Source organism: Paenibacillus wenxiniae, assembly GCF_039822605.1.
In the GTDB taxonomy this organism is placed as follows: Bacteria; Bacillota; Bacilli; order Paenibacillales; family Paenibacillaceae; genus Saccharibacillus; species Saccharibacillus wenxiniae.
Genome location: NZ_JBCGUH010000007.1, coordinates 138,439 through 162,184 on the forward strand (window position 1 = coordinate 138,439; position 23,746 = coordinate 162,184).

General features: G+C 45.4%; 19 protein-coding genes. 1 reads left to right on the forward strand and 18 read right to left on the reverse strand.

Annotated elements, in window-relative coordinates; all coding sequences use genetic code 11:
* Nucleotides 1–559: 559 nt before the first annotated feature.
* The 14 genes from ahpF to AAHF22_RS14395 all read right to left on the reverse strand — a co-directional run bounded on the left by ahpF (nt 560) and on the right by AAHF22_RS14395 (nt 18,722).
* Nucleotides 560–2,089, reverse strand: coding sequence for an alkyl hydroperoxide reductase subunit F (ahpF, locus tag AAHF22_RS14330; RefSeq protein WP_347325704.1), 1,530 nt, complete (start codon nt 2,087–2,089; stop codon nt 560–562).
* A gap of 74 nt (nt 2,090–2,163) precedes the next feature.
* Nucleotides 2,164–2,727, reverse strand: a complete 564-nt coding sequence (gene ahpC, locus AAHF22_RS14335) for an alkyl hydroperoxide reductase subunit C (protein ID WP_188776335.1) — start codon at nt 2,725–2,727, stop codon at nt 2,164–2,166.
* A 496-nt stretch (nt 2,728–3,223) separates the two neighbouring features.
* Nucleotides 3,224–3,907, reverse strand: a complete 684-nt coding sequence (locus tag AAHF22_RS14340; RefSeq protein ID WP_347325705.1) for a site-2 protease family protein — start codon at nt 3,905–3,907, stop codon at nt 3,224–3,226.
* A 2-nt stretch (nt 3,908–3,909) separates the two neighbouring features.
* Nucleotides 3,910–4,887, reverse strand: coding sequence for a 50S ribosomal protein L11 methyltransferase (prmA, locus tag AAHF22_RS14345; RefSeq protein WP_347325706.1), 978 nt, complete (start codon nt 4,885–4,887; stop codon nt 3,910–3,912).
* Between the two features lie 377 nt (nt 4,888–5,264).
* The gene (gene dnaJ / locus AAHF22_RS14350) at nt 5,265–6,383 is read right to left on the reverse strand and encodes a molecular chaperone DnaJ (protein WP_347325707.1); all 1,119 of its coding nucleotides are present in this window, start codon (nt 6,381–6,383) and stop codon (nt 5,265–5,267) included.
* Between the two features lie 250 nt (nt 6,384–6,633).
* Nucleotides 6,634–8,469, reverse strand: a complete 1,836-nt coding sequence (dnaK, locus tag AAHF22_RS14355) for a molecular chaperone DnaK (protein ID WP_347325708.1) — start codon at nt 8,467–8,469, stop codon at nt 6,634–6,636.
* A 94-nt stretch (nt 8,470–8,563) separates the two neighbouring features.
* Complete coding sequence (gene grpE / locus AAHF22_RS14360) at nt 8,564–9,163, reverse strand: nucleotide exchange factor GrpE (RefSeq protein WP_347325709.1); 600 nt, start codon at nt 9,161–9,163, stop codon at nt 8,564–8,566.
* 171 nt (nt 9,164–9,334) lie between these two features.
* Entirely contained in the window at nt 9,335–10,366 is a 1,032-nt protein-coding gene (hrcA, locus tag AAHF22_RS14365; protein ID WP_347325710.1) for a heat-inducible transcriptional repressor HrcA, read from the reverse strand.
* A gap of 275 nt (nt 10,367–10,641) precedes the next feature.
* On the reverse strand, nt 10,642–11,832 hold the full coding sequence (locus AAHF22_RS14370) for an MFS transporter (RefSeq protein ID WP_347325711.1): 1,191 nt from the start codon (nt 11,830–11,832) through the stop codon (nt 10,642–10,644).
* Between the two features lie 91 nt (nt 11,833–11,923).
* Nucleotides 11,924–12,481 carry a MarR family winged helix-turn-helix transcriptional regulator gene (locus AAHF22_RS14375; protein WP_347325712.1) on the reverse strand — a complete coding sequence of 186 codons (558 nt, stop codon included), beginning with the start codon at nt 12,479–12,481 and terminating at the stop codon, nt 11,924–11,926.
* Between the two features lie 256 nt (nt 12,482–12,737).
* The gene (locus AAHF22_RS14380) at nt 12,738–13,208 is read right to left on the reverse strand and encodes an N-acetyltransferase (protein ID WP_347325713.1); all 471 of its coding nucleotides are present in this window, start codon (nt 13,206–13,208) and stop codon (nt 12,738–12,740) included.
* A 1,215-nt stretch (nt 13,209–14,423) separates the two neighbouring features.
* Nucleotides 14,424–15,605, reverse strand: a complete 1,182-nt coding sequence (gene hemW / locus AAHF22_RS14385; RefSeq protein WP_347325714.1) for a radical SAM family heme chaperone HemW — start codon at nt 15,603–15,605, stop codon at nt 14,424–14,426.
* A 688-nt stretch (nt 15,606–16,293) separates the two neighbouring features.
* Complete coding sequence (gene lepA, locus AAHF22_RS14390; protein ID WP_347325715.1) at nt 16,294–18,108, reverse strand: translation elongation factor 4; 1,815 nt, start codon at nt 18,106–18,108, stop codon at nt 16,294–16,296.
* A 170-nt stretch (nt 18,109–18,278) separates the two neighbouring features.
* Entirely contained in the window at nt 18,279–18,722 is a 444-nt protein-coding gene (locus AAHF22_RS14395; RefSeq protein ID WP_347325716.1) for a GNAT family N-acetyltransferase, read from the reverse strand.
* Nucleotides 18,723–19,542: 820 nt separating this feature from the next.
* Here AAHF22_RS14395 and rpsT point away from each other — a divergent pair.
* Nucleotides 19,543–19,815 (forward strand): 30S ribosomal protein S20, encoded by a 273-nt coding sequence (gene rpsT, locus AAHF22_RS14400; protein ID WP_347325717.1) that lies wholly within the window; start codon nt 19,543–19,545, stop codon nt 19,813–19,815.
* Nucleotides 19,816–20,423: 608 nt separating this feature from the next.
* Here the strand turns inward: rpsT and holA are convergent.
* From holA to AAHF22_RS14420, 4 genes are read right to left on the reverse strand one after another with little or no spacing between them, the layout of a single operon-like run.
* Nucleotides 20,424–21,443 carry a DNA polymerase III subunit delta gene (gene holA, locus AAHF22_RS14405; RefSeq protein WP_347325718.1) on the reverse strand — a complete coding sequence of 340 codons (1,020 nt, stop codon included), beginning with the start codon at nt 21,441–21,443 and terminating at the stop codon, nt 20,424–20,426.
* On the reverse strand, nt 21,421–21,651 hold the full coding sequence (locus AAHF22_RS14410; protein WP_347325719.1) for a hypothetical protein: 231 nt from the start codon (nt 21,649–21,651) through the stop codon (nt 21,421–21,423). Before AAHF22_RS14410 ends, holA begins: the two co-directional genes overlap by 23 nt.
* Before the next feature lie 40 nt (nt 21,652–21,691).
* The gene (locus AAHF22_RS14415; protein WP_347325720.1) at nt 21,692–23,068 is read right to left on the reverse strand and encodes a hypothetical protein; all 1,377 of its coding nucleotides are present in this window, start codon (nt 23,066–23,068) and stop codon (nt 21,692–21,694) included.
* Nucleotides 23,065–23,613, reverse strand: coding sequence for an RNA polymerase sigma factor (locus AAHF22_RS14420; protein WP_347325721.1), 549 nt, complete (start codon nt 23,611–23,613; stop codon nt 23,065–23,067). Before AAHF22_RS14420 ends, AAHF22_RS14415 begins: the two co-directional genes overlap by 4 nt.
* Nucleotides 23,614–23,746 lie beyond the last annotated feature (133 nt).

Genomic DNA, 23,746 nt, shown 5'->3' on the forward strand with positions numbered 1-23,746 from the left:
ACAGCGAGGGCTAGAGTTTTGGCGCAATTTGTACAGAGATCAGCCCATGATATGGACACAATACATGATCGTTTAGCTATGTATAAAACTGGCACGCCAAACTCTAGTTACTGATGAAATAAATAAAGCACTGTCGCCATCGGGACAATGCTTTTCATGTAGACATGCTTAATGATCAATTTGTGGTTCAACCATTGATTGTTTTGTTTTCGTAGCTCTTGAATATAGGCGCGGACTTCTTTAGCACTCGTCTTGGACAAAGGCGCATGAATGCTTAGAAAATCTCGATCCAATAGAGAAGATCGCATAGAAATATATCGATGATGTCGCAATGGAGTGCTCCGTTTAGATTTTGCCAGACCTACTGCACGTTTAACTTTAGATTGGTAAGGCATAGGCATCACATCCTTCCTCTCAAGCTAAACTTTTTAACATTATATCATGATATCAGGGTCAACATCCGCCTACAAAACAAAGAACCCTTCTCCACCCAGCTAAATGCCAGATCGAAAAGGGCTTTATTCATCCCCGGCTAAGCGCCAGAGATTCAATTGTTCAATTAGTTACGGATCATGTAATCAAATGCGCCCAGCGCTGCGGTTGCGCCCGAACCCATCGAGATAATGATCTGCTTATACGCACTATCGGTGCAATCGCCAGCAGCGAACACGCCTGGCAGGCTTGTTGCGCCATGCTTGTCTGTCACGATTTCACCCATGCGAGTCAGTTCGAGCGAATCTTTCAGCCAGTCGGTGTTAGGCACCAGACCGATCTGAACGAATACACCTTCCAGCTCTACATGATGCACTTCGAGTGAATCACGATCAACATACGTAATACCGTTAACGGTATCTGTACCTGTGATTTCTTTCGTTTGTGCATTTTTGACAACTGTTACGTTAGGCAGGCTGTACAGACGCTCCTGCAATACGGAGTCCGCTTTCAGCTCAGCACCAAATTCAATCACCGTGACATGCTTTACGATACCAGCCAGGTCAATCGCAGCTTCAACGCCGGAGTTGCCGCCACCAATGACCGCTACACGCTTGCCTTCAAATAGAGGGCCATCACAGTGCGGACAGTAGGCAACACCTTTGTTTTTAAACTCTTCTTCACCCGGTACGCCGATATTACGCCAGCGTGCACCTGTCGACAGGATGACGGTTTTACTTTTAAGTATAGCCCCGTTCTCCAGTTCGACTTCAACGAGATCTTTTTTAGCCAGATGCTTTGCACGTTGGGATGGCATAATGTCTACGCCGTATTCCTTTACATGCTCTTCCAGACTGGCTGCAAGCTTAGGACCTTCGGTATATTTCACACTGACAAAGTTTTCGATACCGACCGTATCCATAATCTGTCCGCCAAAGCGTTCAGCTACAAGACCGGTACGAATACCTTTACGAGCTGCATAGATCGCTGCACTGGCACCGGACGGACCGCCGCCAACAACAAGCACATCATATGCTTCTTTGTTCGCTAGTTCATCTGCATTCGGACCTGCACCCAGCTTGCTCAAAATATCTTGCAGCGACATACGACCGTTGCCAAATGGCTCACCATTCAGGAACACCGTAGGTACAGCCATAATATTTTTGCTATCGATCTCGTGCTTGAATGCGCCGCCTTCGACCATCGTATGACGGATGTTCGGATTCAGTACACTCAAAATATTTAGCGCCTGCACAACGTCAGGACAGTTATGACACGTCAGACTTACATACGATTCAAAATTGTACTGGCCTTGAATCGCTTTAGCTTGAGCGATCAGGCTGTCATCTACCTTAGGCGCACGGCCGCTTACTTGAAGCAGCGCCATAATCAGCGAAGTGAACTCGTGTCCAAGCGGAACACCGGCAAATACAACACCGGTGTCCTCCTGTCCACGATTTACGCTAAAGCTTGGTGTGCGTTCAAGGGTTGCTTTTTCGACCGTGATGCGCGAGGAAATGGCAGCCAGCTCATCCAGCAGTTCCAGCGTTTCTTGAGATGCTTTGTCATCGCCAGCGCTAACTTTCAGAACGATGTCGCTTTCCAGCAATTGCAAGTATTGCGACAATTGGACTTTCATTTCTGCATCTAATGCCATTTGCTTTATGCTCCTTACACGTAAACGTGAATGACGTTTAGCTTCAATTTATCGAATCGTTCAAAAAGAATCGCTTAGATTTTACCAACCAGATCCAGGCTTGGTTTCAATGTTTCAGCGCCTTCTTTCCATTTTGCAGGGCAAACTTCACCCGGATTGTTGCGAACGTATTGAGCGGCTTTAATTTTGTCCACCAGTGTACTTGCATCGCGACCGATACCGTCAGCGTTAATTTCTACCGTTTGTACGATACCATCTGGATCGATGATAAATGTACCGCGTTGTGCCAGACCTTCTTCTTCGTCCAGAACTTCAAACAGACGGGAAATGCGTTGGGATGGATCACCGATCATCGTGTACTCGATTTTACCGATCACATCGGAATGATCATGCCATGCTTTATGCGTGAAATGAGTGTCTGTCGATACGGAATATACTTCAGCACCCAGGCTTTTCAGTGTAGCGTATTGATCTTGCAGGTCACCCAGTTCGGTTGGGCATACAAATGTGAAATCCGCAGGATAGAAGCATACTACGCTCCATTTACCCTGGAAGTTTTGTTCGGACACGTCGATGAATTCACCGTTGTGAAATGCTTTTGCGTTAAACGCTTCTACTTTTTTACCGATCAGAGACATAATAAAATTCCTCCCATTATCCAATGATTTTTTAATTACTCCAATGTGTAATTAGAATAATTATAATCTGAGAACCATTATCATACTAGACGATAGTTGCTGTCAAGCGATGCAGCCGACTTCACTTAATCTTCATACAACGGCCGTCATCCTCTTTCTTCATTACCCTGATAGACGACGCGTTTATCCATTTTAATAAAATCAAACTGGCGCAAAAAGTTCAACAATTGTTCATATTTGCCCTTTTTAGTTTTTAAGCGCTTACATGAATGGAAGAATGGCTTAACCACAAGGATAGCGACGATCTTCATGAAGTTCATGAACATACAATAAAGCCGATATTCGGATCTATTCCGAATATCGGCCTGAAGTCAACAATCAAGATTGTTTGGTATTTTTTAGGAAAAGCTAATGCAAATCATTTCATTTTAATACGTTTTAAGCTTGGGTTACATCTCGGATATAGATCTTTGATCCCTTGAATGAATAGAAACATTTATCGTCCAAATAGTAAATTGCCGAGACTATAGAAACTGCCGGATAAGGCGCCTGCCAGCTCATACAACGGCTGAATGGTGTACATTTTCAGCGGCGGTAAAAATACGACCAGCAGGAACAACAGAAATGCCCATTGCTCCAACCCTTGCAGCTTCGCACTAATACGCGGTGGCAGCAGCTCGCTCAAAACCCGATACCCATCCAGTGGCGGCAGCGGAATCAAATTGAAAATGAACAGGAAGCAGTTCATCAGAATCATATACTGCACAAATGTATAAATAGCGATATCGATCCGATTGTTTGCAAATGAGCCGATCACCCCAAAGTAATTCAGCGCATAATAGATAATCGCCGTTAAGAGCGCGACGATCAAGTTACTGACCGGACCAGCCGCTGAAACGACAATGCTCATCAGACGCGGACGATCAAAGTTCGCGCGATTCACCGGCACTGGACGTGCCCAGCCAAAACCAGCAATGAGTAGCAGGATCATACCGAAAAGATCGATATGTGCTGCTGGATTTAATGTGACCCGACCGAGCATTTTCGCCGTTGGATCACCGAATTTATTAGCAAAATAGGCGTGAGAAAACTCATGCACTGTAAACCCAATCACCAGTGCCATCACATAAAATGGCAATACATCCAGGTTAACAAATAAAATTCGATTCAAAAAATCCATACTTACCTCTTTCTCGCGACAAAGGCGATCCAGTCTTCATCCCGATGCGCACCCTCGATTTCGAAGCCAGCAGCCTCCAGCGCTTCGCGTACCGAATCTTCTTTATTTTTATAAATACCGGAAGCGATATACACGCCGTCCGGACGCAATGCATTGTACACGTCATCGATAAACAGCAAAATAATCTCTGCCAAAATATTCGCGACGACGACCTGCACCGGTAATGTAACATTCAATGCATTCGCAGCTTCCTGCCCCTCCGCCTTTAATACAGACAGCAGATCGCTTTCATATACATGGATATGGTCACTTAATCCGTTAAGCTTCGTATTCTCACGTGCGCTGGATACCGCCACCGGATCGAGATCAAGTGCCAGCACACTTTTCGCACCGAGCTTGATTGCACCGATCGCTAGAATCCCAGAGCCAGTACCGACATCGATCACTTCTTCACCGCCGTGAATGACCGTTTCCAGTGTACGCAGGCAAAGCGATGTCGTCGGGTGAGTCCCTGTACCAAATGCCATTCCCGGATCAAGCTCGATAATCTGTTCCTGTTCGTTCTCCGGTGTGTAGTCTTCCCATGTTGGCTTGATCGTCAGACGTTTCGACACACGCAGTGGTTTAAAATACTTTTTCCACGCATCTGCCCAATCTTCTTCATCCACTGTACGTACAGACATCGTAGCCGCACCGGCATCAATGCCAAATTCCTTCAACTGGGCGATACGGCCTGCGACTTCATCAGATAGCGTCGTCATATCCGTTTCTTCGGCAAAATAGCCCTGAACGACTGCTTCTCCCTCTGGAATATCGTTCAGCGGCAGCTCGTACCACTGTCCATAGGACGTGTCACGCTCCTTATTCAGCGTACCCGATTCCTCAATCGTCACCCCACCTGCGCCTGCTTCGTGCAGGAAGTTAGAGATCATTTCGATCGCCTGCTCGGTTGTATGTATCGTTAATTCATGCCATAACATGATTACATTCCTCCTGATCATTGTTGGGCTTTCATCCAGCCGCCCAGTTTGCATTTCGCTTCATTGTACTACAGATAAGCCATGCAGTTCAAAAACTTCTGCTGCTCACGCTCTCATTCATCAATAACACCTTCGTTCACACATCGGGATGCCCGTATATCTACCTATCCATATGTACGGACGACCGGTCTTGCTCTACTCAGCACCTCTTGACATCATGATCGGCAAGCTAGCGAGCACGATAACGTTTCAGAAAATATTCCTGCTTATCATGTCTTGTCACAGAGCAAAGCCCGGCTCTATGCCAGAACCGGGCTGCTCCAGTGTTTATGTTAAATGAACGAGCTGTACATTCGCGAGCTGTTGCCGCAATTCACTCAATCTCCGCGAAAAGCACGTTTTACACGATCAAAAAACGATTGTTCATTTTCATGCGTGTTCTCGCCGCTTAATGAACCGAACTGACGAAGCAAATCCTTCTGGTCGTCCGTCAGATTGCTTGGTGTTACCACAACGACTTTAATATGCTGATCGCCCTGTCCGGTACCACGCAGACGCGGAACGCCTTTACCTTTCAAACGGAAATACGTACCCGTCTGTGTACCTGCCGGAACTTTGATTTTCACTTTTTCCGTCATTGTCGGCACTTCGATCTCATCACCAAGCGCTGCCTGGGTAAACGTAAGCGGAATCTCACAGTAGATATCATCGTCTTCACGCTGGAAGAAATCATGCTCTTTCACACGGAATACGATATACAGATCACCTGGAGGGCCTCCACGCATACCGCCTTCCCCTTCACCGTTTACGCGCATTTGTGAACCATCGTCCACACCTGCCGGGATGTTAATGCGAATTTTGCGCTGCTTTTTCACGCGGCCCGCACCGTTACAATTGCCGCATTTCTCTTCGATGATCGTACCTGTACCGCCACAGTTCGAACAGCTACGACGATTGACCATACGGCCAAATGGTGTGTTTTGCACCACTTCTTCCTGTCCAGAGCCATGACAGACCGAACACGTCTTCGGCTGTGTACCCGGTTTGGCACCACTACCATTACACACATCACAATTTTCGGTACGATTAATCGTAATTTCTGTATCCTTACCGAATACAGCTTCCTTGAACTCCAGTGTCATCGTGTACTGTAGATCGTTCCCGCGCTGCGGCGCGTTCGGGTTACGCTGTCTGCCGCCACCTCCAAAGAACATATCGAAAATATCGCCAAAACCGCCACCAGAGAAGCCACCGCCGCCAAAGCCGCCTTGATTCGGATCCATATGTCCATATTGATCGTACTGTGCCCGTTTGGACGAATCGCTGAGTACATCATACGCTTCTTTTACTTCTTTAAACTTCGCTTCCGCATCGTCCGCTTTATTCACGTCCGGGTGATACTGGCGTGCCAGCTTGCGGTATGCCTTTTTAATCTCATCTTCAGAAGCGTCTTTGCCTAAGCCAAGCACCTCATAATAATCGCGTTTATCCGCCATTGGTCCACCTCCACTCGCTCATTCGGATTAGCTTTGTCCTGTTCATATCGCTAATCTACGTATTTGTCTGATCCAGTGCTTCAACGATTCATGTATGTTTTGCCTGATTATCAGGTATGAACATATAGAGTTCCGATCGTATGACTCACTATGCCGTTATACCATGCAGACATAAAAAATGAAAGTCAAAGCACGGGATGCCCCGGCTTTGACCTTCCCAGTTCCAAAAGTTCAGATAATGATATATAAATTAATCTTTTTTGTCTTCGTCGACCACTTCGTATTCAGCGTCCACGACATTGTCGTTTTTCGGAGCGGATTGGTCGGCTCCACCTGCTGCTTGTTCTTCCGCTGCTGCTTGCTCATACAGCTTCACAGCCAGTGCCTGTGCTACCGTGTTCAGTTCTTCTGTAGCGGCTTTGATCGCTTCTACATCTTCGCCTTCCAGTGTAGATTTCAGCTTGTCTTTCGCAGCATTCGCTTTTTCGACTTCGCCTGCATCCGCTTTTTCGCCCAGATCTTTAATCGTTTTTTCCACTTGATAGATCAGTTGATCGGCGCTGTTTTTCACTTCAACCGTTTCTTTACGTTTACGGTCTTCCTCTGCGTGCAGCTCAGCGTCCTTCATCATGCGTTCTACTTCGTCATCGCTCAGACCGCTGGAAGAAGTGATCGTGATTTTCTGGCTCTTACCTGTACCTTTGTCTGTTGCGGATACGTTAACGATACCGTTCGCATCGATGTCAAAAGTAACTTCGATTTGTGGTACGCCACGTGGTGCAGCAGGGATATCGCCCAGCATGAAGCGACCGAGTGTTTTGTTACCAGCAGCCATCTCACGCTCACCTTGCAGGACGTGAATTTCTACGCTAGGCTGGTTATCCGCGTAGGTGGAGAACACCTGGGATTTGCTTGTTGGGATCGTTGTGTTGCGCTCGATCATTTTAGTGAATACGCCACCCGCTGTCTCGATACCGAGGGACAGTGGAGTTACGTCGAGCAGAACGACGTCTTTAACATCACCAGTCAGTACGCCCGCTTGAACCGCAGCACCAAGCGCTACCACTTCATCCGGGTTCACGCCTTTGTGAGGCTCTTTACCCGTCAGTTTTTTGATCGCTTCCTGCACGGCTGGAATACGTGTGGAACCACCAACAAGAACGATTTTGTCAATCTCGCTTGCACTCAGACCGGAGTCTTGAATAGCACGGCGAGTTGGAGCCAGTGTACGCTCTACCAGCTCAGCAGACAGTTCTTCGAATTTCGCACGAGTCAGGTTCACCTCAAGATGCTGAGGTACGCCGTCAACAACAGTAATAAATGGCAGCGAAATCGTTGTTGTCATTACGCCGGACAGTTCTTTTTTCGCTTTTTCAGCAGCGTCTTTCAGACGTTGTACGGCTGCTTTATCTTTGCTCAGGTCTACGCCCTGATCTTTTTTGAATTCACTTACGAGGTAATCGATGATGACCTGGTCAAAGTCGTCACCACCAAGATGGTTGTCACCACTAGTTGCTTTAACTTCGAAGAAGCCATCGCCCAGTTCAAGAATCGATACGTCAAATGTACCGCCACCGAGGTCATAAACGAGAATCGTTTGATCTTCGGATTTTTCCAGACCGTATGCCAGTGCTGCTGCTGTTGGCTCGTTGACGATACGCAGTACTTCCAGACCTGCGATTTTACCCGCATCTTTTGTTGCTTGACGCTGACTGTCATTGAAGTAAGCAGGTACAGTAATAACCGCTTGTGTTACCGTTTGACCGAGATAAGCTTCTGCATCGGATTTCAGCTTTTGCAGGATCATCGCGGAGATTTCCTGTGGGCTGTAATTTTTGTCGTCGATTTGTACTTTGTAGTCTGTACCAATATGACGTTTGATCGAACTGATGGTACGATCCGGGTTCGTGATCGATTGACGTTTCGCTGTTTCACCAACGATACGCTCGCCGTCTTTTTTGAAACCAACTACAGAAGGGGTTGTACGTGCGCCTTCCGGGTTAGGAATAACGACAGCCTCGCCGCCCTCCATTACTGCTACACATGAATTCGTTGTACCTAAGTCGATACCAATTACTCTGCTCATCCTTAAATATCCTCCTCATAATGTAAAGTTATTGATCATTTATAGTCGTAATTCACATGCTACAAGCTTTCTATTGTGGATCATGTCACGCTAACTAGCCGCTAACTTTAACCATAGCCGGGCGCAGCACTTTATCTTTCAGCGCATAGCCTTTTTGCAGTTCTTCCACAATGATTCCTTCTTCATATTCATCCGACTCCACCTGCATAACCGCTTGATGGAATTCAGGATTGAACGGTTGACCTACCGTTTCCATCGTAGTCAGACCTGCATTTTTCAGCACATCCGACAGCTGACGGAAAATCATATCGACGCCTTTGGAAAAAGACTCAAGCTCTGGATGATCAGGCTTGGTCATCATCGCGCGTTCAAAATTATCGATAACCGGAATCAGCTCGGTGATGAGCTGTGCGGATGCATATTTCGCCAGATCTTCTTTTTCCTTTTGTGTACGGCGACGGAAGTTATCAAAGTCTGCCTGTGCACGCAAAAGGCGCTGGGTTTGCTCTTCGGCATGTGCCTGAGCGCGATCCAACTCGTCTTTGCTTACGACTTGTTCGGTCGTCGGCTCAGCCGTATCGCTCCCTGCTTCGGTTGGTTCGTTATTGTTTACCGCTTCAGCAGCTTCGGTTTCTTGCACCGGAATCTGCTCCTCAGCGTTATTGTTTTCTTGAAAGGATTGCTCTTTATTCAAGATTGTTCACCTCCTTAAAATAGATGCATCGTCGCGTCCGCCACTGTGCCCGTGTCATCCAGCAACTGGAGTGCAATCAAGACACAGTCGGACGCAGTCAAAGTAATCATTACCGCAAGTACGGGTCGATCCAATCAGCGAATCATATTACATGTTAGAGAGAACAATGAATTAACGATACCATTGCTTCAGAATACGCGTCATATCGTGTGAGAGCATATTGAGAATGCCGATCACCCGTCCGTACTCCATTCGCGTCGGTCCTAGTATACCAATAGTACCTAGTGATTCGCCATCCAGCTCATAGGTAGCAGTGATCAAGCTGCAATTTTCAAATGCTTCATGCGCATTCTCTGCGCCGATCCGCACCTGAATGCCCTGTGGCGCTGCTGCCTCGGTCATTAACCGGGTCAACGTTGGCGTCTCTTCCAGCAGGTCAAGAATGCTCTTCACCTTATCCATATCGCGGAATTCTGGTTGAATCAGCATATTGGTCGCACCACTCAGGAAAATTTTCTGTTCTTGCTCCTGACCGAATGCACCATCCAGCGCAGTCATCATCTCTTCATAATGCTCAAGATGACGCTGCATTTCTTCGCTAATTTCAGAAAAAATACGTGTTTTGAGTTTATATAAAGGTACGCCAATCAATCGACTGTTCAGCAGATTGACCGTCTGCTCCAATTCGGAGGCAGACACATGATCCGGAATACGGATTTTGCGGTTTTCCACCTGTCCTGTGCTTGTGACCATAATGGCAATTGCACTCTGATCTTCCAGCGGTAACAGTTGGAAATGACGTAATGAGGTATGGAATACCTCCGGTCCTAGCAAAATGGACGTATAATTGGTAACATGCGACAATACCATAGCTGCATGCTGCATCATCTGCTCAGCAGCGCTAAGCTGCTCGGTGAAAAAGCGTTTCAGCTCTTTGACCTCGGCGGGCTTCACCGAATGCACCGGCGTAAGATGATCGACATAATAACGATATCCTTTGTTAGAAGGAATACGTCCAGCCGACGTGTGCGGTTGCTCAAGAAAGCCTAGCTCCTCCAGATCCGCCATTTCATTACGAATCGTCGCCGGGCTATAGTTCACATCGCCACGCTTGGAGATGCTACGGGACCCGACAGGCTCTGCCGAACGAATATAATCATCTACGATTGCATTCAGAATCATTTGTTGACGCTCGGTTAACATGAGGCTCCCTCCCTTTGAGTGCCTTGCAAAGAGCGATGCTACAACGTCCTGTTATAGATCGCCTGTACACTACCTATGCCATCCCTACATATCAGTGGCATCTAAAATTACACCTGTGTATCGCTTTCGTTAGCACTCGTTCGAGTTGAGTGCTAACGGTTAATACAAAAATACCAAATCGACGACTTTATTGTCAAGTCAGTTTGGTATTTTTCCAGTGCTCAATTTGAAATTCATCTATGTGCTTACATGCTTGCCATAGACTACACTCCCTCTTACTTCGGCAGACGAATAACAAGTGTCGCTAGTATCGCAGGCAGCAGTAGCAATGCATTGCTACCAAAAGCTAGCATACCGCTCTGTAGCGAGATGAAGTGCATCGATAAAAATGGGGCAAATGCCGTTCCGACAAACAGTACAAATGTATACAACGAAACAGCAATACCTCGCTGCTGCAACCCCAGCTGTCCTACAATTGATACGAGTGCGGGTACACTAATCGCGATGCCAGCTACAGCGCATACACTGAACAATACTAGCAGTGGCAGAGCTACAGAGACCGCCATCATGATAAGACTGAGCATACTCGTCGTCAATCCGAGTAGCAATGTAAAGCATGAGCTTCTTTTTTGCGAAATGATCCCAGCCAGCGGTGCACAGATCATGCCCGCGATACCTGCAATTCGAATCCACAAGATCGACTGCTCATTCAGTCCATAAGTAACACTTTGCAACTGATGATTCAATATCGCATACATCACGATAAAAGAAGTCAGTAGCACCAATGCGACCACATAACTTAGCAATAAACCCTTTTGTAAAATAACATGCTTGATTTGCTTCATATACACATACACATTCAGCTCTGGCTGCCCAGCCGCATCACCCGGCAAAAATCTCCAGAGCAATAAGGCGGTTATACTATACAGACAGCCAAACATTAAAAATAAATCATGCCAATCATCATGTGTGCCAATATATCCAGCAACGACCTGACCTACAATGCCTGCCAGCAAAAATCCGGTGCTAACAAAGCCAATCGCTGTCACGCGATGCTGGGCAGGGAACACCGATACAATATAAGCAAGAATAACTGGAGAAAAGGTAGCAGCGGTTAATCCCTGTAAGGCACGTAATACAATAAACATTGGAAATGGATGCACTAAGCTTGCGGCAAGTGTAAATAAAGCCAGACCGAGCATACCGAGCAAAATAACGCGTTTGCGACCGTATTTATCAGCAATTGCGCCATATAGGAGACAACCACAGGCAAAACAGATTGAAAATATACTGCTACTTAGAGCAGCGATAGAAGCAGACACGTTAAACTGCGATGCAAATAAAGTGTTTAGTGGAATCGTCACATATAAGCTGCACATGACAATCAAACCGCTCCAGGCGAGTAGCCAAGTTCTCCATCTGTATTGCGTTTCATTCAATATAATCTGATCACGAACTATCGACATATCGATTCTCCTCTTTATTATAGTTAGATAATCTAATCATTTATACAAAAAAATAACTGTATCGCAGAAAACCGATTCGAAAATCGGCTACTTATCTACCTGAGCCTAACCGATTCTCGATATGTGTATTAAATTTAAGCATCAGCTTATGCAGCACCTGACGTTCCTGTTCATCCAATCCGTCGACTAAGGAAGCACATGCTTGCCAGAATTCAGGCAATACATGATCCAGCAGTTGCTTGCCCGCTGTAGTTAAATGAATAAAGCTTTTCCGTCCATCCTGCTGACTTTGCTGACGATGGATCCAGCCTTTCTTTTCCAGTCCATTTAACAAAATGGTCGCCGATGCTTTACGTATTCCCAATCGCTGGGCAAGCTCGGATGCCGTCACATCATGCTGACCTGCATGCAATCGAATGAGCATCAACACATCCAGCTTGCTCTCGCTAATATCATACGGTGCGAGCGCATCATCCATGACGTCAAGCACATGATCGCTGTTCCATAACATCAACAGACCGAGCTGCGCAGCTGAAACGGACGTGTGCGTTGCGGCAGTTTGCTGACATAGCTCGTTATACGCTTCACTCCCAAGTCGCGGTAGCGATGGATCAGGTGTCTTGCCATAGTTAATATGCTTGCGAACCATCGAAATCCATCCTTTGTCTATATGATTAGATTATCTAACTATATTATAGAGTTTAGATTTTATTTTGCAAGCTTTTATTGGGATACGGCTTCTTACATGGTTATGCTATTAATACACTTATTTGATATCCTTTTTACTCTCTGCTCATACAAAAAGTCGATTGCCCCTCTACTAGCGAGCAATCGACTTTATTCTCAAGTGATAGATGATATAGAAAAGAATATAGACGATATAGAAAAGAAGGCTTCGTTTCGGATTAAATATCCAGCACCTTCAATACCGCAATTTCATCGCAGCGATCTTGCTTCGGACAATGACGGCAATCTGCCCATACCTTCTCAGGAAAAATGCTCGTCTCAACCACTTCAAAACCGTTCTTTTTGAAAAAGGACACTTCATACGTCAACGCCATCACTTTACGCAATTTGCGCTGTGCCGCATGCTCGATCAATGTATCGACGAGCTTGGAACCAATGCCCTGTCCTTTATGTCCTTCCGAAATACCCAGCGAGCGAATCTCGACCAGTTCTTCTCCAAGCTTGCACAGTGAGCCACAACCTACCAGCTCACCGTCAATTTCAGCTACGACAAAATGTTGCAGTTGCCGATGCAGCGCCTCACGGGAACGCGGCAACATGATACCTCGCTCAGCATAACCTGCGATTAATTGATACAATGGTTCTACATCTTCGGGTACGGCTGCTCTGCAAGTTACTACAGCATACATGAATACGTTCCTCCTCGTTGCGGCGTTGCGGATCAGTCCTTGGGTATGTTCAGGGCTCCGTCTACCTCTTCGTTTATTTGCGCAATGTTAATTTTGTAAACTATGGATGAATTGAATAACCGACAATGTCACATCATTGTTAAATGAATACGTATAAATATACAACACAGCAAATGAAAATTCAATAGAATTTATAGAAAAAAATATGTTAAATTTTCGTTTGAATTTTTTGTAGCTGAAGCCGCGCGGTATATAGGGAAAATGTAGGTTTGTAATGTTTATTTTAACGCTCATTTTTCGAATGATTCGTAAGTGGATCGTGTTGGTTTCATACGGATTAGAGTGTATTTTATACAGCTAGCGATTTGTTAACGGGATCAGTTGAAATGTAATGTGGTTGGTGGAGTGAGTTTGTTTTATCGTATGTATGAGGGTAGATGTATGATGTGATTTGCTGTATTGCTCGTTAATTTAAAAATCTAACTCATAGTTGAAGTAGAATACTTGATTAGCTTTAACATTCTAATTTATCGGCAGATGAAAAGAATTATTTAGTTTCGACTCACTTTCGAGTTTAGATGTATAGATTAGTAGTTCGAAATGAAGACTATGTACTATATATGATGTGAACCTTTAATTCCGTTTTAATTCATTGATTCGTACACTCTTTGTAGAGCCATCCCAAATATCTTATTCGATAGGTATCGTAGCCAGAATTCATTTATAAAGACTCGTTAGTTGCCAGAGTTCATTTATAAAGAATGATTAAATGTACTACTTTTAGCAGAGTGGAATTTCTATTTCCATCTGATATGTAAATTCTCATGATTCGATTTCATGCTGTTAGGTGATGTCTTACTGAAATAAATGAGAATATACGTATACCACTCTTACCAAACCGAACAGTCTACGTACGTTCTTTGATATCATCTTCTCTTATATTATCGTCTTCATATTCGAAATCCATTTAAGCGAAAAAAGCGCTGCTCCTATATAAGGAACAACGCTTTTATATCGTTGCCTGTATATCATTACTTCTATATCATGGCTTATGCATCATGGATTGCTTATATAATTTTGATAATTTTTCGTAAAATTAGCTCCACTTAAGCAATAGCCCATCTCATTGTATAAAATAGTACCTATTCGCTAATATCTAGCTATACGTATACGCTCAGCTATGTTGCGCTGGTACGATCATCCATGCACTACCGCTCAAGCATGCTCCTGCACCAAACTACCTACAAACTCGCCGAATACATCATTACCGAACAAAAGTCCTTTTTCGCTCAGACGGTAGCCTGCTTCGGTTGGTTCCAGCAGATCGTCACGAAGCAAACGGGCGATTTGTTTGTGGAATACGTCATCCAGCTGTTGTCCGCCAAATTGTTGAGCAAATCGTGCTTTGGATACCCCCTCTAGCATACGTAAGCCGACCATCATAAAGTCTTCCATTGCTTCATCGCGGTCGATCTCGGATGCGTCCAATCTGGGCAAGCCGTTTGCTGCGGCTTCGTTGTATGGGTTTACGCCTTTGATGTTAATATGACGTTTGCCGTCCACATAGCCGTGTGCTCCAGCGCCCAGACCGTAATAATCCTCATTGCGCCAGTACGTCATATTATGGCGACTGCCGAAGCCGGGTTTAGCAAAATTACTGATCTCATATTGCTCATATCCGGCTGCTTTCATTTTGTCCATGAGCAGCAAGTACATGCCTAGTTCTACTTCTTCATCAGGCAAAGGTAGCTGATTTTTTTGGAACATCGTATGGAACAATGTGTTTTCTTCTACCTTTAAGCTGTAGATCGAATAATGCGGCAGATCCAGCTCCAGTGCACGGTCTACACTATAGGACAGCATATCCAGCGTCTGATTCGGCAGTCCAAACATCAGGTCGATCGATAGATTCGTCAAACCGACGTTGCGTGCATTTTCAAGGCTGCGGTACACATCGTCTGTATTGTGAATACGTCCGATGCCCGTTAACAGCTCATTTTGAAAAGCCTGTACGCCGAAGCTCACACGGTTCACACCGCCTGCCTTCATAATCGCCAGTTTGTCTGCATCTGTTGTACCTGGATTTGCCTCCATTGTAAACTCGATATCACCCGCCCAGTTTGGGAAATGGCGACGCAAGCTTTGCAGGAAATATTCCATCTCGTCATGTTTTAATACCGTAGGCGTGCCTCCACCTACAAAGATCGTATCAATCACACCTGGTGGCGTCTGAGCCACCGTATATTCCATCTCACGATCCAGCGCCCGCAAATAGTCCATAACCGGCTGATCCTTTAGAACGTAAGAATTAAAGTCACAGTAAAAGCACTTATTCGTGCAAAACGGAATGTGTACATATATTGCACGGGGCGCGTCTGTAGTTATCAGTTGATTCATGACCGGTATCCTCCCCGTCAGTCTATTGTAAACCCGGCTCTTACCGGGGACTGTTCATCTTTATGATTACGATTTATTGCTTTCGTATACTTATGCCAGCGAATCGATCTCATCGGCAAACGATAACTTTATATACCTGTAGTTCACATTCACACCATATCATTTTAGCTTGTAAAATAGTGCAAACTATACGTTCATGTATAGGCATGTTGTAGTGCATGAGCATACTTTAGTGTATGAGAACACGTTAGCGCATAAGCCTACTTTAATGTATGCGCGCACTTTAGCACATAAGCCTACTTTTAATGTATGCGCGCATTTTAGCACATAAGCCTACTTTAGTATATGAGCACAATTTAGCGCATAAGCATACACTGGCTTATAAGTGTCCAGCACAGCAGGTTCACCCGACTCATCCACTATTCCTATATACGACGACAAATGGACAAAAGGGAAAGCTCATAGCTGAGCCTTCCCTGCATCATCCATCATCCTGTCTGCTTCTACGCAACTGAGCCTACATCATCGTAACGTTCAAGTTAGACATCTTCCCTATGCAAAACGATAGTAGCCGTCATGTCGCTTCATATCAAAGTGAAGCTCAGCATCATGATCGTAGATAAAGCTATGCCGCTCCGTCTACCGATAGAAATGCCAGTTAGCACATGATACATGAAGTAATTTGACGCTAATCGTCGATCCGTAGTACCGCCATAAATGCTTCCTGCGGAACTTCCACGTTACCGACTTGCTTCATCCGCTTTTTACCTTCTTTTTGTTTCTCCAGCAGCTTACGCTTACGGGAGATGTCACCGCCGTAACATTTGGCAAGGACGTTCTTACGCATCGCTTTAACTGTTTCACGAGCAACGACTTTCGTCCCTACTGATGCCTGGATCGGAATTTCGAACATTTGACGTGGAATCAGCTCGCGCAGTTTCTCACAAATAATGCGTCCGCGTTGATACGCACGATCACGGTGAACGATAAAGGACAGTGCATCAACCTGTTCGCCGTTAAGCAAAATGTCCATTTTCGCCAGATTTGAACGACGATAGCCGGACAGCTCATAGTCAAACGAAGCATACCCTTTCGTGCTTGATTTGAGCTGATCGAAGAAGTCATATACGATCTCGGACAATGGAACCTGATACGTAATCGTTACGCGCGTCGTATCCAGATATTCCATATTGATGAACTCACCACGTTTGTTCTGACACAGCTCCATTACGGTTCCAACGTAGTCGTTTGGCACGATGATCGAAGCTTTTACATAAGGCTCTTCTACATACTCAATGCGACCGACTTCTGGATAGTTCGACGGGTTGTCGATCGTGACAACTTCGCCGTTCGTCAGTGTAACGTGATAAATAACGCTTGGTGCTGTCGTAATCAGCGGAATGTTGAACTCACGCTCGATCCGCTCCTGAATAACGTCCATATGCAGCAGACCGAGGAAACCGCAACGGAAACCAAAGCCCAGTGCGCTGGAAGATTCCGGCTCGAAGCTAAGCGATGCATCGTTCAATTGCAGTTTTTCGAGCGCTTCACGCAGATCGATATAATCGGACGATTCGATCGGATACAGACCGCAATACACCATCGGGTTAATTTTACGATAACCCGGCAATGGCTCGGTCGTCGGATTTTTCGCGTCAGTAATCGTATCACCGACACGCGTATCGCCCACTGTTTTGATACCGGCAACGATAAAGCCAACATCGCCGACATTCAGCTCATCGACAATCGTCATACGTGGCATAAATGCGCCGACTTCGATAACTTCGAATTCTTTGCCTGTTGCCATCATTTTGATTTTGGAACCCGCTTTGATCTTGCCGTCTACGATACGTGAATAGATGATAACACCTTTGTACGGATCATAGTGCGAGTCAAAGATGAGCGCTTTAAGCGGATTGGAAGGAGAGCCTGTTGGCGCAGGAACTTTCTGTACAACCTGCTCCAAAATCTCTTTAATCCCGATTCCTGCTTTTGCAGATGCCAGTACCGCTTCACTTGCATCCAAGCCGATCACATCTTCAACCTCTTGCTTAACCCGTTCAGGATCAGCGCTTGGCAGGTCAATTTTGTTGATGACTGGCAAAATCTCCAGATTGTTATCCAGTGCCAGATACACGTTAGCGAGTGTCTGTGCCTCGATCCCTTGCGCCGCATCCACAACGAGCAATGCGCCTTCGCAGGCTGCGAGACTTCGAGATACTTCATACGTAAAGTCGACGTGTCCCGGTGTATCGATCAGATTAAGCAGATACTCCTCGCCATCATCGGCTTTGTATGTCAAACGAACCGCCTGAAGTTTAATCGTAATGCCGCGTTCACGTTCGAGTTCCATCTGATCAAGTACCTGTTCTTGCATCTCGCGCGAAGTGAGTGCACCAGTGTACTCCAGAATGCGGTCAGCCAGTGTGGACTTCCCGTGGTCAATATGCGCAATAATCGAGAAATTGCGGATGTTCTTCTGTCTTGCTGAAATATCAGTCATGCCTTACCCCCAACATAAGCCTGAAATATAATGCTGATGGTCCGGTCCTGTGTGAAAGGTTAACCATTCCCATTAATCAATTCATTATAGCAGTTGGTCGTTGACCCAGCAATCCCATTAGAAGAACGAAATAAAGTCCTGCCTAATTGTATATTCAGCGCAAATCCAAATCACACCTCACGAATCATCCATACATGTTCAATTCCATCTTCCATAAAAGGTACGGAAAAGATGCGATATCCTAACTTTTCATAAAATGGCGCCGCCTGACTTTGCCCGTGCAGCTGGAAATGGCGTAGCCCTTGCTTCCGTGCCTGCTGCTCCAGTCCATCAATCAAAAATCTTCCCAGACCGTATTTACGGAACTCCGGCAACAGACAGATTCGTTCCAGCTTGGCTGTACCGTCTACTAGCCGCCACCGTCCTGTACCTGCCAGTTGTTCGTTATAATAAACAAGCAGATGCGTACATGCCGCATCCAGACGATCATAGTCGTCAAACTCATCTTCCAGCGGCACACCCTGTTCTTCTACAAATACATGCTGCCGGATATGTTTTGCCAGTTCGAGCTGTTCTATCGTGGTCACATGCTTTAATTCAGTTGTTGGATTCATCATGTTCTTCCTTTCGTTATGGAAAAGGTTAGTTTAGGACGTGTAAGCAAACTCGTATTTCTGTAAGCAGCACTTCGCTGCGGGAAGGAACTAAGGGGAAGAGACGATTTATAGTGTTAGTGCTTTTCTAACACGAGGTTCAATGAAAAAAGATTTTTGCGAAGCAAAATATGTTACCGCTTCTAGTGTTAGCGCTCTTCTAACACGGGGTTCAATGAAAAAGGATTTTTGCTTAAGCAAAATATCTCACTGCTTCTAGTGTTAGCGCTCTTCTAACACGGGGTTCAATGAAAAAGGATTTTGGCGAAGCAAAATATCTCACTGCTTCTAGTGTTAGTGCTCTTCTAACACGGGGTTCAATGAAAAAGGATTTTTGCAAAGCAAAATATTTTACTGCTTCTAGTGTTAGCGCTCTTCTAACACGAGGTTCAATGAAAAAGGATTTTTGCTTAAGCAAAATATCGCGCTGCCTTTGAGCATGGGAATCTACTATTGTATTCTCACTCTAAAGATTCCTGTACGAGACCGAAGTCGTTCTCCTTATGTCTTCCCACAGTAGTTGATGCCCTCACAAAAACAGTTTGATTACATGCCATAGTATAGAAATGATTTCATCCTACGCTATTTTTGTTGCAAGTACAACATAAATAATAATAAGCTTTGATATTCATTTGCGTAACAGTGAGAAATTAAAGCACCCAAACATTCTGAACAGAAACGAACAGCAATTTATATTGCAAAACTGAATATAACATGATAATATATTTAGAGTTGTGAGTCTTAACGATGATTCGTATATGCTTTACAGGAGGTGAATGTAATGCCTAACATTAAATCCGCGGTAAAACGTGTGAAAACTAGCGAAAAGCGTCGTGCACTGAACGCAGCTCAAAAGTCCGCTCTGCGTACTAGCGTAAAAGCTGCTGATTCTGCACTCGTGAATAACGATGTTGATGCTGCTAAAACAGCAGTTGCTGCTGCTTCCAAAAGCTTGGATAAAGCTGTAACTAAAGGTCACATCCACAAAAACGCAGCATCCCGTAAAAAATCTCGCCTGGCTAAGAAACTGAACGCACTTTCCAGCCAAGCGTAATGCTGCTTTTTCCATAAACCCCTGATCGGCTTTGCCGGTGAGGGGTTTATTTTGTTTATATAAATTTGTTTGTATGAATTTGTTTATAGGGATTTGTTTATTTTGATAGGATATATCGCTTTAGGCGTATCTGTTTAAAATAGATGCTATCGATCATTCATTCTGTCTGGCATCCTGACCGAGATTAATTTCAACTTTAGATCGGATATAAATCTTAAGCTATAGACATGGCGCTATACGATCAAATTTAAGTTTTAAAGCGGATATAAGCTGCGCTTTATCGTTAATTGTTAACAGTGATAAGCCCTGCAAAATAAATAAATAAATAAATAGATAAATAAAAGCCTGCAACGTAGAAAATACCACGATGATCTTACTCGTGCATCCCTCTACTTTACAGGCTTTTTGTATACTTCTCCCATGACAAGACCTACAATACCGTTTACGTATTCAGGTACAGTGCTGCCAGCTTACGTACTTGCATATATTTTTCTGCATTCGCTGTGCTTAATCTGAAAAGAATTACGAAGGTTCACAAGTAAAATCAGCTCGTTAGGGTCTGGATCTGGTGCGAACTATTTGGCTATCTCTCCTAGTTTACTATCTATTTACGCACCTAACCGCAGCAAAAACATCTCCAGCCCTAGCACCTTGTCAATCGCTCCCGTTTTCATCTGGTAATCCAACCGTGCCAGATGAGCCAGAATCGAACGCAGCTTTGCTGACTCAAATCGGCGGGCTTGCTCGCCGGCAATTTTGACGGCATACGGATGCAAGCTCAGTTGAGAAGCGATCTGCTGCTGCGAATAGTTCTGCCCTGCCAGTTCCTTCACCTGTAGCATAATCCGAAATTGGCGAGCAATGAGCGCTGCAATCTTAATCGGTTCCTCGCGCTGCTTGAGTAAATCATAAAAGATCGTCAGTGCTTTTTCCAAATGGACGGCAGCAATCTGCTCAACGAGAATAAACACATTTTGCTCGGTGCTACGTGCAACGAGCTTTTCGACGTCCTGTTCGGTAAGTGTACCGCCGCGTCCAGCATGCAGACAGAGCTTATCCATCTCTGCCGATAAAATGCCAAGCGTTGTGCCTGCGGCCTGTACAAGTGCTTCTGCTACGGATTTAGAGCATTCGCATTCCTGCTTTTTGGCATGACGAATTAACCATGTTAATAGCTCGTCCGCATTCATCGGTTGAAAAGGAAGCAAACAGGCTTTGTTTTTTAGTGCTTTTACAACCTTTTTGCGCTCGTCCAGCTTTTCTGCATTCACCCAGAACAATAGGATCGAATAATCAACTGGCTCCTCCATATAACGAAGCAATGCCTCCGCCCGATGCTCGATTTTACCATTATCCTTGCCAGCCGCCAGCACAGACGAATCACGTATAATGATAAGCTTGCGTGGCACCATAAACGGAATTTCCTCTGCATCTTCCAGCACCGTTTCCAGCGGTGTCTCCGACAAATCATAGCGAGCAAGGGCAAAATCACGATGCTCCGGTTCAATCAGCTTCTGAATCGCAAAATCGACAAATTCATTAATTCTGTATTTTTCGGCGCCATAACATACATAGATCGGCGCAGGATTATTATTTTGAATATCTTTACTTGCTGTCTTCAAATCCATACCGTGTGCCTCCTGACTTCAATATATTCATTGTAACGGAAAATAGAGAAGCCGCAAAGTAGCTCACATCATAACAAAGGACTTCCCAGGTGAATTCACCGAGGAAGTCCTTTGCTTCAGCAAGTTGCTGTATTGTTTGATGAACCGGATGCCAGAAACACATAGTTACTGGTGCTGCTCTGACCTTCATACGTTCATTCGTTTCCATACCGTTACAGGTTCCCTGGAACCGCTAAGCACTGCGAAGCTTAGTTGCCCACTGTAATTTTGTACGTTTTGTTAATACCATTTTCATTCACCTGGTACGTAAATTCTTTGCCATCGTCAGACCATTTGCCAGCGATCCACGTTCCTTTTAAAGGGATCGAAGATACGACACTGCGGCCATTCACGTTATCGGCAGCGATACTATCCAGGCGAAGTGTGTTGTTCGTTGTCAGAACGACCGTGTAATCCTGCGACGGTGATTTCCATTCCTGCTCCGTTTTCAGTGAATTCACACTTGCTGAGCCTGCACCATTATTATTAGTACCGGTCGAGCTAGGAGTGGATGGTGAATCGGTCGATGGCGTACTTGTTCCAGAAGTTGATGGTGTACCTTCTGGCACAATTTGATTCGGTTGGCCATCTGACGGTGTCAGTGTTGAAGAATTCGTAGAGCCAGTCGCCTCGCCCGAATTCGTAGATTCAGGGTTGGTTGTACTTGGGTCCGATGGTGGTGTCGTCAACGAGCGTGCTTTGTCTGAACCATCGTTACCTGAGTTAGCAGCAGAAGATCCTTTATCTGTCTGCTTGTCCGGTGTAGTTCCCGCTGTCCCGCTATTGTCTGTAGAAGGCGAATTGCCTTTATCAGTCGTTGTTGGAACCCCGCCACGGTTGCCCGAAGATGGTGTCTGTTGACCCTTGTCACTGCTGTTCGACTCACTTTGCGGAGGAGTCGTCTTCGTACTGTTCTCCTGTTGTTGTGGCTGATCCGACTTTGTGCTCTCAGGAGTGTCTGTCGATTTCTTTCCGTCAGAAGGCTCATTGGATGAACTTTCTGCGTCCGTTGCATTGGACGGGTCCTTTTTGGTATCCTGCGACTTACCGGTAGAGTCCGAAGCTTTAGGTGAAGAACTTTGTTCAGGATTTGTAGTTGGGCTATCTTTTTGACCGATGCTGCCTGTCTCGTTATAACGATAAGGCGATGCTTCCGGCCCTGCGTCAGTAAGCGTCTTAGGCTCATAGCTGGCGATGGAAATACCGAGCACAACACCTGCTGCGACGATCCCCCCGATCGTGCGCACAGGCAGTCGATCACGCCAGTTGCCACGCTGACGGCGACGTTCAGCCACTTCATCAACCTCTGGCTTCTGCCGTTCCATAATGCCGATCTCGGCTGCGCTATCGGTACGGCGCTGAGCATCAAGCTCATCCAGCTGAGGCAATATCGCGTCCACAAGGCTGTATCTCGGTTTCACATCCGGCAGCTTTTCCAGACGCAGCGATAATGCGGTCATGATGCGAAAAGTTTCGGCTGCATCCGGGTGCTCATCCATATAGCGGAACAACTCCTTGGTATCTTCTCCATTCAAGTCCCCGTCCAAATAGCGGCTCATCCTTTCTTCCGCTACTTCACGTTTCATCCAATCAATCCTCCTTTCTCATAGTCTGCTAGCAGACTTTGTAATTGTTGGCGGGCGCGAAATAAATACGATTTGACTGTGTTCAAAGGTAAATCCAGGCAGTCCGCGATTTCATTGTAAGAAAGATCTTGAATATAGCGTAGTACAATCACAGTGCGGTGGTGCTCCGGTAGCTGGTTAATAGCCTCCCGTACATCATTGGAGGTATACGCCCGCATGACCTCATGCTCCACATCATCATGACCTTCAAACACCATTTCGTGCTCTTCAATCGAAACCGTCGGTTTGTTGCGACGGAATTTATCAATACAGATATTCGTAACGATCCGCTGTACCCATGTCTTAAATTGAGCTTTTTCTTCGTAGGAACCTATTTTGGTATAAATGCGAATTAACGCTTCCTGAGCCGCATCCAGAGCATCTTGTTCATTGTTCAAAATGTAATAAGCTGTTTTGTACACATGATGTTCTATCTCTCTTAATAGGGTGATTAGAGCATCCCGGTCTCCCTCTTGGGCGGCCTTGATGAGTCCCTGCTCCACCACGGAGGATCCCCCTCTCCTTACAACCTCTTAGACGCAAGACGCATCCAGATTGTTGCAGTCTTTGTTAAATTAATTTCATTTTATTGCTTCAACTCGGAAAGTGCAGTAAATCGCTTTACAAACACTTACCCTA

Bases quoted from the DNA above. Each gene is read 5' to 3' on its own strand.
- ahpF (WP_347325704.1), bottom strand. From the start codon at position 2,089: ATGGCATTAGATGCAGAAATGAAAGTCCAATTGTCGCAATACTTGCAA.
- ahpC (WP_188776335.1), bottom strand. From the start codon at position 2,727: ATGTCTCTGATCGGTAAAAAAGTAGAAGCGTTTAACGCAAAAGCATTT.
- AAHF22_RS14340 (WP_347325705.1), bottom strand. From the start codon at position 3,907: ATGGATTTTTTGAATCGAATTTTATTTGTTAACCTGGATGTATTGCCA.
- prmA (WP_347325706.1), bottom strand. From the start codon at position 4,887: ATGTTATGGCATGAATTAACGATACATACAACCGAGCAGGCGATCGAA.
- dnaJ (WP_347325707.1), bottom strand. From the start codon at position 6,383: ATGGCGGATAAACGCGATTATTATGAGGTGCTTGGCTTAGGCAAAGAC.
- dnaK (WP_347325708.1), bottom strand. From the start codon at position 8,469: ATGAGCAGAGTAATTGGTATCGACTTAGGTACAACGAATTCATGTGTA.
- hrcA (WP_347325710.1), bottom strand. From the start codon at position 10,366: ATGTTAACCGAGCGTCAACAAATGATTCTGAATGCAATCGTAGATGAT.
- AAHF22_RS14370 (WP_347325711.1), bottom strand. From the start codon at position 11,832: ATGTCGATAGTTCGTGATCAGATTATATTGAATGAAACGCAATACAGA.
- AAHF22_RS14375 (WP_347325712.1), bottom strand. From the start codon at position 12,481: ATGGTTCGCAAGCATATTAACTATGGCAAGACACCTGATCCATCGCTA.
- AAHF22_RS14380 (WP_347325713.1), bottom strand. From the start codon at position 13,208: ATGTATGCTGTAGTAACTTGCAGAGCAGCCGTACCCGAAGATGTAGAA.
- hemW (WP_347325714.1), bottom strand. From the start codon at position 15,605: ATGAATCAACTGATAACTACAGACGCGCCCCGTGCAATATATGTACAC.
- lepA (WP_347325715.1), bottom strand. From the start codon at position 18,108: ATGACTGATATTTCAGCAAGACAGAAGAACATCCGCAATTTCTCGATT.
- AAHF22_RS14395 (WP_347325716.1), bottom strand. From the start codon at position 18,722: ATGAATCCAACAACTGAATTAAAGCATGTGACCACGATAGAACAGCTC.
- rpsT (WP_347325717.1), top strand. From the start codon at position 19,543: ATGCCTAACATTAAATCCGCGGTAAAACGTGTGAAAACTAGCGAAAAG.
- holA (WP_347325718.1), bottom strand. From the start codon at position 21,443: ATGGATTTGAAGACAGCAAGTAAAGATATTCAAAATAATAATCCTGCG.
- AAHF22_RS14410 (WP_347325719.1), bottom strand. From the start codon at position 21,651: ATGGAAACGAATGAACGTATGAAGGTCAGAGCAGCACCAGTAACTATG.
- AAHF22_RS14415 (WP_347325720.1), bottom strand. From the start codon at position 23,068: ATGAAACGTGAAGTAGCGGAAGAAAGGATGAGCCGCTATTTGGACGGG.